The following is a 7,806-nucleotide window of genomic DNA, read 5'->3' as shown; positions in this document are numbered from 1 at the left end:
AGAAAAGTGTCGCTTCATCACTCCGATTAAAATCAACCGACGGTAATCGCCGGCAATTCCGGCAACGTCACAGTCTGCTGCTTGCGCGGAGCCAGGATCTCGGCTTCGCCGTCCACCACCAGTTCATCGCGCTGGTTGAACACGCGGGTGGCGATGCGCACGCGGAACTTCGGCAGCTTTTCCAGGATCTCCAGGCGGACGGTCAGGGTGTCGCCGATCTTCACGGGTTTCTGGAAACTCATCTGCTGGCCGATGTAGATGGTGCCGGGCCCAGGCAACTCACACGCCACCGCCGCGCTGATCAGCGCACCGCTGAACATGCCGTGTGCGATGCGTTCCTTGAACATGCTGGCGGCGGCGAATTCGGCGTCCAGGTGCACCGGGTTGTGATCGCCCGACATGGCGGCGAACAACTGGATGTCGCGCTCTTCGACGGTCTTGCTGTAGCTGGCGGTCTGGCCGACTTCGAGGGCTTCGTAAGGGATGTTGGTGACCTGGGTCATGTCTGGTTCCTGTGACGGTAAAAAGGAAAAACGCTGTTGTTCTATTCGCTGCGAGGCGGCCGCTTGCGACTCAGGGCCTGGGCGATCCAGGCAAGCACATCGGCAGTCACTTCATCGCGGTTGGTTTCATTGAACAATTCGTGCCGGGCCTGCGGGTAGATCTTCAATTGCAGATGCTGATTGCCGGCGCCGCTCAAGGCATCGGCCAGATCCTTCAGACGCTTGCCTTCGCTCACCGGATCACATTCGCCGCCAATCACCAGCAGCGGCAGGCCCGGATCGATCTGCGCGAGATTGGACGCTTTGCTGATCTGCTGCAACCCGCCGAGCAGGTCGACCCAGAGCTGGTTGGTGCAACGAAAGCCGCATAGCGGGTCGTGGACGTACTTATCCACTTCGGCCGGGTCGCGGCTGAGCCAATCGAAGGGCGTGCGCGTTGGTTTGAATTTCTTGTTGAAACTGCCAAACGACAGCCATTCGATCAGGGCGCTGCGCCCGGTGGCGCCCTGTCGCCTGCGTTCGAAACGGGCGATCAGTCGCGCCGCGCGATAAAGCGCGACGGGTTGGAAATTCGAACCGCTGATGAGGGCGCCATGCAGGCTGGCGCTGTGGTGCAACAGGTAACCTTGGGCGATATAGCTGCCCATGCTGTGGCCCAGCAGCAGGATTGGTGTTTCTGGATGTTGCTGGCCGATGTGGTGGTTCAGGCTCGCCAGGTCGCCGACCACCTTGGCCCAGCCATCCGCGTCCGCAAAGTGGCCAAGGACTGCTGCTTCGCCGGTCTTGCCGTGCCCGCGCAGATCGGGTGCGTAGACACCATAGCCTTCATCGCACAACGCCTGGGCCAGGCGCCCATAGCGGCCGCTGTGTTCGGCCATGCCGTGGGCCAGCATGATCACCGCCAGCGGGGCGGTTTCAGGTAGCCACTGATTGACGAACAGGCGGCTGTGGTCAGTCGCGGTCAGCCAGAACGTTTGGTGGATCATGGCGTTTCCTTTGCACAAAGTCAGACGCTGCGTCGCTGCATTGTATAGCGCATCCGTTGCGTCTCGTCTGATCAGCCCAAGGCAATTCAGGAAGATTCACACAATCTATGACGCAAGTTGCCATGTTTGCCTGAATGGCCATAGCTGCTAGTGTCCCAAGAGCTCCGTCTCCACGCGCGATACAGAGGCGGCCCGGATAGGTTCAGGTAAAGAGGACAAAAACAATGCAGCCTGATTTCTGGAATGACAAACGCCCGGCCGGCGTACCCTCGGATATCGAGCAAGGTGCCTACAAGTCGGTTGTCGAGGTGTTCGAGCGTTCCTGCAAGAAATTTGCCGATCGTCCGGCGTTCAGCAACATGGGGGTAACCCTTACCTACGCCGAGCTGGAGCGCTACAGCGCGGCCTTCGCCGGTTACCTGCAAGCCCATACCGACCTGGCGCCGGGCGATCGCATCGCGGTGCAGATGCCCAATGTCCTGCAATACCCGATCGCTGTCTTCGGTGCCCTGCGCGCCGGACTCATCGTGGTCAATACCAACCCGCTGTACACCCCGCGGGAAATGCGCCATCAATTCAAGGACTCCGGTGCCCGGGCGCTGGTGTACATGAACCTGTTCGGGCAGAAGGTCCAGGAAGTGCTGCCGGACACCGACCTGCAATACCTGATCGAAGCGAAGATGGGCGACCTGATGCCCACTGCGAAGGGCTGGTTGGTGAATACGGTGGTGAACAAGGTCAAGAAAATGGTCCCGGCCTATTCGCTGCCCCAGGCCATCTCCTTCAAGTCCGCGTTGCGACTGGGCCGCGGCCAGGGCATCAAGCCGTTGAACGTCAGCCTCGACGACATCGCTGTGCTGCAATACACCGGTGGCACCACCGGTTTGGCGAAAGGCGCGATGCTGACCCACGGCAACCTCGTGGCCAACATGCAGCAGGCCCGTGCCTGCCTGGGGCAGATCGGCGACGACGGCCAGCCACTGTTGCGCGAAGGCCAGGAAGTCATGATCGCGCCGCTGCCGCTGTACCACATCTATGCTTTCACGGCGAACTGCATGTGCATGATGGTCACCGGCAATCACAACGTGCTGATCACCAACCCGAGGGACATCGGCGGTTTCATCAAGGAGCTGAAGAACTGGCGGTTTTCGCTGCTGCTGGGGCTCAACACGCTGTTTGTGGCGCTGATGGACCACCCGGATTTCAAGACGCTGGATTTCTCCAACCTCAAGGTTACCAACTCGGGTGGCACCGCGTTGGTCAAGGCCACAGCCGAACGTTGGAAACAGCTCACCGGTTGCGGCATTACCGAGGGCTACGGCCTGACCGAAACTTCGCCGGTGGCCAGCGCCAATCCTTATGGCGGCAAGTCGCGCCTGGGGACGGTAGGGCTGCCGGTGCCGGGTACGCTGATGAAGGTCATCAACGACGACGGCGTCGAAATGCCCCTCGGTGAACGCGGCGAGCTGTGCATCAAGGGCCCGCAGATCATGAAAGGCTATTGGAACAAGCCCGAAGCGACCGACGAAGTGCTGGACAGCGAGGGCTGGTTCAAGTCCGGCGATATTGCGGTGATCGACCCCGACGGGTTCGTGCGGATCGTCGATCGCAAGAAGGACATGATCATCGTCTCGGGTTTCAACGTGTACCCGAACGAAATCGAGGATGTGGTGATGGCTCATCCGAAAGTCGCCAGTTGCGCGGTCATCGGGGTGCCCGACGAGCGCTCGGGGGAGGCGGTGAAGCTGTTCGTGGTCGCGCGTGAGGCCGGGGTCAGCCTCGAAGAACTCAAGGCGTACTGCAAGGAAAACTTCACCGGCTACAAGGTGCCCAAGCACATCGTGTTGCGTGAGTCGCTGCCGATGACGCCGGTGGGCAAGATCCTGCGTCGGGAGTTGCGCGATATCGCCTGAGGCCCGAAAGGTCCAGTGGAAAACCTGTGGGAGCGAGCCTGCTCGCGAAAGCGGTGTGTCAGCCACCTCTCTACCACTGACATACCGCTTTCGCGAGCAGGCTCGCTCCCACAATGTTTATGTTTGAAGAAACTACACAGTGCTTAGAATTTTTACTCTAAAAATGACTATTGCAGGTTCTTGAGTCATGTTTATGACTGTGGGGCCCGCTTTTGGCTCTAGGCGACCCTTGGCAAAGCTGCTACTCTCGGCGCGCTTTTGTGACTTCTCGGCCTTTATCCAAGCCAGATTCACCCAATAAACAAACACCAATAATAATCGCATCAAATGCGGTGAGAATTCGCGTTGCTGAGGAGTGGGGCTTCCATGATCGAAGACTTTTGGAAGGATAAGTACCCAGCTGGGATTGCTGCCGACATCAATCCAGATGAGTATCCGAATATTCAGGCGGTGTTGAAGCAATCCTGCCAGCGCTTCGCCGACAAGCCGGCATTCAGCAACCTCGGCAAGACGATCACCTACGGTGAGCTGTACGAGCTGTCCGGCGCCTTTGCCGCGTACCTGCAACAGCATACCGATTTGCAGCCGGGCGATCGAATCGCCGTGCAATTGCCCAACGTCCTCCAGTACCCCGTCGCCGTGTTCGGAGCGATTCGTGCGGGGCTGATCGTGGTCAATACCAACCCGCTCTACACCGCGCGGGAAATGGAACATCAATTCAACGACTCCGGCGCCAAGGCGTTGGTGTGCCTGGCAAACATGGCGCACCTGGCCGAAAACGTGGTGCCCAAGACCAGCGTCAAGCACGTTATCGTCACGGAAGTGGCCGACCTGCTGCCGCCGCTCAAGCGTCTCTTGATCAATAGCGTGATCAAGTACGTCAAGAAGATGGTGCCGGCGTTCCACCTGCCCAAGGCCATCAAGTTCAACGATGTGCTGCGCAAGGGCCACGGCCAGCCCGTGAACGAAGCCAACCCCGCCCGCGATGACGTGGCGGTGTTGCAATACACCGGCGGTACCACCGGCGTGGCCAAGGGCGCGATGCTGACCCACCGCAACCTGGTGGCGAACATGCTGCAGTGCAAGGCGTTGATGGGCTCAAACCTCAATGAAGGCTGCGAAGTACTGATCACGCCGCTGCCGCTTTACCACATCTATGCCTTCACCTTTCATTGCATGGCGATGATGCTGATCGGCAACCACAACATCCTGATCAGCAACCCGCGCGACTTGTCGGCGATGGTCAAGGAGCTGTCGAAGTGGAAATTCAGCGGCTTCGTCGGTCTTAACACCTTGTTCGTGGCGCTGTGCAACAACGAAGCCTTCCGCAAGCTGGATTTTTCGGCGTTGAAAGTCACCCTGTCGGGCGGCATGGCCCTGCAACTGGCCGCGGCGGAGCGCTGGAAAGCGGTCACCGGCTGCCCGATCTGCGAAGGCTACGGCATGACCGAGACAAGCCCGGTGGCCACCGTCAACCCGATCCAGAATATCCAGGTCGGCACCATTGGCATTCCGGTGCCGTCGACGTTGTGCAAGGTGATCAACGACGCGGGCGAAGAACAACCCTTGGGGGAAATCGGCGAGTTGTGCGTGAAAGGTCCTCAGGTCATGAAGGGCTATTGGCAGCGCCAGGACGCCACCGACGAGATCCTCGACAGCGAAGGCTGGCTCAAGACCGGTGACATAGCGGTGATCCAGCCGGACGGCTACATGCGCATCGTCGATCGCAAGAAAGACATGATCCTGATCTCTGGCTTCAACGTGTACCCGAACGAGCTGGAGGATGTATTGGCCACCTTGCCGGGCGTGCTGCAATGCGCGGCCATCGGCGTACCGGACGAGAAGTCCGGCGAGGCGATCAAGATATTCATCGTCGCGCGGCCAGGTGTCACGCTGACCAAGGAGCAGGTGATGGAACACATGCGCGCCAACGTCACCGGCTACAAGGTGCCCAAGGCCGTGGAGTTCCGAGATGCATTGCCGACCACCAATGTGGGCAAGATCCTGCGGCGTGAGTTGCGTGATGAAGAACTGAGGAAGCTGGGGCTGAAGAAGTAAAGCCACCTGCCACAAAAAGCCCCGCAGATGCGGGGCTTTTTGTGGGTGATTATCTGCACAAGCAAAAAATTGTGGCGAGGGGATTCATCCCCGCTGGGTTGCGAAGCGACCCCCTTCGCCCTGGCTGACGCACCGCAGTGGTATTGATATATTGGGGCTGCTTCGCAGCCCAGCGGGGCGGTGCGACGTTTCGATAAATCCCCTCGCCACAGAAGCTCCTTTGCCCAAGGAGTCAGTTACAACCGAAACTGCGCAAAATCCAGGTTGGTGCCACCCGGCCGCATGTCCTGCAGGTAGGAATCCTTGTCGGCGCTCAGTTCCAGGCTCAGGGCGGCCTTGCGTTTGCCCTGGTTGCGCACTTCCAGGCCTTCCATTTTTTCCCGCAGGAACACGGTAGGCACTTTCAGGTGCAGCAGTTCGTCAGTGGCCGGGGTGTGCAGCAGCAAGTGAATCCATTCGTACTGCCCGATGGCCAGGCGGGCCACTGGAATATCGAACCAGAAAATATTGCGGTTGCGGTTCAATTCGCTGAAATGGCAGTTATTGACACCCAGGACGGCGCCGCCCAGTTGCTGGTTCCTGCGGGCGATGGCCTGCTTTTTATCGAGTTTCATAACGTTCCTACGGGATTGGAGCTTCGGGCCAGGCCGGAATAGGGAGGCATTCTCGACGGTTGCCGGGCAAACATAAAGCCCCGCTTGCGCGAACGATGAAACTTGCCCGATGAATCTCCGGTCAATTCTGCGTCAGTTGGTAAAACGATGAAATTGCTCCAGAGTCGCCAAACAAGCTACTTTGTTGTAGAAAACGGCCCCTGAGTCGCCACGCGACCCCCTTTTTAGCGGCGAAAGGAGACGCTCATGATGTTCCCTGCCTTGAAAGGCTTGCCCCTGCACCGTGTGATGATGCGCACGGTGACCGAGTTTCTCGATGACGAGATGTCGACCTACGCCTCCGCGCTGGCTTACCAGATGCTGTTCTCATTGTTTCCCTTCATTCTTTTCCTGATTGCGCTGATCGGCTTCCTGCACCTGCCGGATTTTTTCTCCTGGCTGCGCCTGCAATCGGAGCTGGTGCTGCCACCCCAGGCGCTGGAGCAGGTCAACCCGGTGATCGACCAACTGCAGCAATCCAAGGGGGGCTTGCTGTCGGTGGGTATCGTGGTTGCGTTGTGGACCGCGTCCGCCGGCGTGCGCCTGATGATGAGCGCCATGAACGCCGCCTATGACGTGGTCGAAGGCCGCCCGGCCTGGAAGCGTTTCCCGCTGTCTATCCTGTACACCGTTGGCATTGCCGGCATGCTGTTGGCCGCCGCCGCGCTGATGGTGCTGGGGCCGCAAGTGATGGGCTGGATTGCCGCGCAGATCGGCCTGGAGGAATTCATTGTCACCGTCTGGACCCTGGTGCGTTGGCCGGTCATCGTGTTTCTGCTGATGGTGGCCGTGGCGCTGATCTATTACGTGATGCCCGACGTCAAGCAGGAGTTTCGCTTCATCACGCCGGGCTCGGTATTGGCGGTGGTGGTGTGGATCATCGCGTCCCTGGGCTTTGCGTTCTACGTGAAGACGTTTGCCGACTACAACGCGATGTATGGCAGTATCGGCGCGATCATCGTGTTGTTGCTGTATTTCTACATCTCGGCGGCGGTACTGCTGCTCGGCGCGGAGATGAATGCGGTGATCGAGCACATGTCCGCCGAAGGCAAGGACACGGGCGAAAAGACCCCGGGCGAGCACGAGAAGCAGCATGTGTCGGGCCTGGGGCGCGATCATTCCATCCATCACAACCACACTGACGAAGCCCGACCATGATCCGTGAAATCCTGAAGATGGGCGACGAACGCCTGCTGCGCATCGCTCCGCCGGTGCCGCCGGAAATGTTCGACAGTCCCGAGTTGTGGCAATTGATCGACGACATGTTCCAGACCATGGAAAGTGTTGGTGGCGTCGGGCTGGCGGCACCGCAAATTGGTGTGGACCTGCAACTGGTGATCTTCGGCTTCGAGCACAGCGAGCGCTATCCGGATGCCGAGGCGGTGCCGCAGACGATCCTGATCAACCCGCTGATCACGCCGCTGAGCCCGTTGATGGAAGAAGGCTTTGAAGGCTGCCTGTCGGTGCCAGGCTTGCGCGGCGCGGTGAATCGCTACCAGCAGATCCGTTACGAAGGTTTCGACCCGAAGGGCGAGCCGATCGTGCGCATCGCTTCAGGCTTCCACGCCCGGGTAGTCCAGCATGAATGCGATCACCTGATCGGCCGCTTGTACCCGTCGCGCATCACCGATTTCACCAAGTTCGGCTTTACCGAGGTGATGTTTCCGGACCTCGATCCTGCAGCCGATGATTG

At 59.4% G+C, this 7,806-nt stretch carries 7 protein-coding genes; 4 read left to right on the top strand and 3 right to left on the bottom strand.

All coding sequences use genetic code 11. The features are described from left to right. Positions 1–32 precede the first annotated feature (32 nt). Positions 33–503 carry a MaoC family dehydratase gene (locus OC610_RS16660; protein WP_030139345.1) on the bottom strand — a complete coding sequence of 157 codons (471 nt, stop codon included), beginning with the start codon at positions 501–503 and terminating at the stop codon, positions 33–35. A gap of 41 nt (positions 504–544) precedes the next feature. Beyond that, positions 545–1,489, bottom strand: coding sequence for an alpha/beta hydrolase (locus tag OC610_RS16655; RefSeq protein ID WP_264429132.1), 945 nt, complete (start codon positions 1,487–1,489; stop codon positions 545–547). Positions 1,490–1,713: 224 nt separating this feature from the next. On the opposite strand from OC610_RS16655, the gene fadD2 reads away from it, so the two are divergent. Then, entirely contained in the window at positions 1,714–3,402 is a 1,689-nt protein-coding gene (gene fadD2 / locus OC610_RS16650; RefSeq protein ID WP_264429131.1) for a long-chain-fatty-acid--CoA ligase FadD2, read from the top strand. Between the two features lie 366 nt (positions 3,403–3,768). Next, positions 3,769–5,460 carry a long-chain-fatty-acid--CoA ligase FadD1 gene (gene fadD1 / locus OC610_RS16645; protein ID WP_264429130.1) on the top strand — a complete coding sequence of 564 codons (1,692 nt, stop codon included), beginning with the start codon at positions 3,769–3,771 and terminating at the stop codon, positions 5,458–5,460. Positions 5,461–5,696: 236 nt separating this feature from the next. Here fadD1 and OC610_RS16640 read toward each other — a convergent pair whose 3' ends face one another. Further along, positions 5,697–6,074: a hypothetical protein gene (locus tag OC610_RS16640; protein ID WP_039593796.1), complete on the bottom strand. Its 378-nt coding sequence runs from the start codon at positions 6,072–6,074 to the stop codon at positions 5,697–5,699. 246 nt (positions 6,075–6,320) lie between these two features. On the opposite strand from OC610_RS16640, the gene OC610_RS16635 reads away from it, so the two are divergent. Together OC610_RS16635 and def are read left to right on the top strand one after the other, a co-directional pair. After that, entirely contained in the window at positions 6,321–7,271 is a 951-nt protein-coding gene (locus tag OC610_RS16635) for a YihY/virulence factor BrkB family protein (RefSeq protein WP_030139340.1), read from the top strand. Then, the coding region (gene def, locus OC610_RS16630) for a peptide deformylase (RefSeq protein ID WP_264429127.1) at positions 7,268–7,806 on the top strand (539 nt) is incomplete at its 3' end. The genes OC610_RS16635 and def, both read left to right, overlap by 4 nt.

The sequence above is a fragment of the Pseudomonas agronomica genome (assembly GCF_025917275.1).
GTDB lineage: Bacteria > Pseudomonadota > Gammaproteobacteria > Pseudomonadales > Pseudomonadaceae > Aquipseudomonas > Aquipseudomonas agronomica.
Note: the sequence above shows the minus strand (reverse complement) of the source record. Positions and strands in the feature narration are given on the sequence as shown.